2 protein-coding genes are annotated in these 1,639 nt (G+C 48.4%); both read right to left on the reverse strand.

Annotated features, from left to right (window positions below):
- Positions 1–18: 18 nt before the first annotated feature.
- A complete protein-coding gene (locus BLQ81_RS21840) occupies positions 19–1,038 on the reverse strand; it encodes a transposase (protein ID WP_245693341.1) in 1,020 nt (339 codons plus the stop codon).
- Between the two features lie 20 nt (positions 1,039–1,058).
- The gene (locus BLQ81_RS22875) at positions 1,059–1,550 is read right to left on the reverse strand and encodes a transposase (protein WP_245693342.1); all 492 of its coding nucleotides are present in this window, start codon (positions 1,548–1,550) and stop codon (positions 1,059–1,061) included.
- Positions 1,551–1,639 lie beyond the last annotated feature (89 nt).

Here is a 1,639-nt window from a genome sequence, read left to right on the forward strand (position 1 = left end):
TAGGGCCTGCTGAAAAACTCAGGCTGCATAAGTTAATAAAGCCAGTCCAGATTCCCTCTTGGACTGGTTTTTTATCTTAAAGACGGTTAGGATTACGTTCAACGTGTTATGAAATGCAGGATTTAACTTCTCCTGTGCTGAAAAACCTAGGCATGCCAGTGCCATCCCGGCCAGTTTGACCAGGTTCAGCACTAGGATGATGGAGGCGATCCACGATTGGCTGGTGTGTTTAAGTCTGGCTCTGATCCGGTTCATCCCGTATGCATTTTTAGCTTGTCCAAACTTCCCTTCGATCGGGTTCCTCTCTCCGGGTCTTACGTGGTTTTCCACTGCCTTGGCGGATGGGCGGCCCAGGGGTTTGGCCGCCAATTTGATGTTTTTGTCCTTGAGCCATTTTCTGTTCTCCCGAGTACAGTAGATTTTGTCGGCCAGTACTTTTGCCGGATAAAAGCCGAACCGCTTTTTGTAATTCTCCACATACTCACTCAAGTGGTTTCCCTCATGAAAGGCATCCCATGATATGGTGTCCAAAAATGAAAAACCGTCCACTAGGCTCAGGTGGATCTTAGCTCCAAACTCGGTCTTTGCTCTTGCCTTTCCCCGCACGATGGGACGGACATGAGGCTGATCGATACTCACAATCCGGTCATCAACCTGATGGCTTCGGGTTTGGAACATCCCCAGTTGCTGCTCATACAGGGTCTGGATGATCCAGTACTTGCGCTGCATCCGGTAGGAAAGCGGAAAGACCTTGAAGCCTGTCAGCTGCTTTTCAATCGTTTTGAAGTTCCTTTTGAGGTACTGAAGCTGGGATTTAATGCCTTTTCGAATGACTTTCTTCGACGGATTTTTGTTCTGAGCCACCTTCAGATAGGCTTTTTGGGCCACTTTGCGGTAAGTCCGAGGCTTCTTGCCCTGCTGCTTTGCCGCATGCAATTCATCGATGATTGCTTCTGTGATTTCCCGGGATTTACTCAGCAGTCTCAGATCCGTGGGATAGGCGATGTCTTGCGGGCAGGCGGTGGCATCATAGATCACTTCACCCTTGTTGCTGATGGCTACTTCAGTCCCATCGTCTGAGGGAGGGCTTTTATCTTTTTTTTTACCGTTTTGTCCTTGGAGAATTCAAAGATCTTTTCGTTCATCTCTGCAATCAGCTCCTCACCCAACCGCTTGCGGATATCCACAAACAGCGAAGCATCAAAAGGTGCCTCCTTGATATAGGAACTGTATCCAAGGAAATACTGTAAGTACATGTTTTCGGTGATCTGGGCAATGGTCTCCCGATCGTCCAGGTTGAGCATGTGTTTAATGATCACCGCTCCGATCAATACTCTTGGGTTCAGCGCTGGCCTTCCCGTCGATTTGGCAGGATTACGTTTGTTGAACAGATTTACCAGCTCGTCCCAGGGAATCTGGGCGCTGAGCACCACCCAGCGGTTGGAGGGGTCCAACCCATTGTAGAACGGGGTCTCAAATCCGGTGAACGAAAGCTGGCTTTGGCTGGTGTAGGCTAACCGGGGTGCATGCCTTTTAGGGGTCTTTTGCATAGTTCCTTGCACTTGAATCACATTAAATTCCAAAAAACCTAGCTCAATATCTCTAAATCATCCCTTTTTTATTTTCTAAGCAGACCCTA

The sequence above is a fragment of the Algoriphagus alkaliphilus genome (assembly GCF_900103735.1).
Classification (GTDB): Bacteria; Bacteroidota; Bacteroidia; order Cytophagales; family Cyclobacteriaceae; genus Algoriphagus; species Algoriphagus alkaliphilus.

Excerpts from the sequence above, each read along its gene's own strand:
- BLQ81_RS22875 (WP_245693342.1), bottom strand. The coding sequence starts at position 1,550 with ATGCAAAAGACCCCTAAAAGGCATGCACCCCGGTTAGCCTACACCAGC.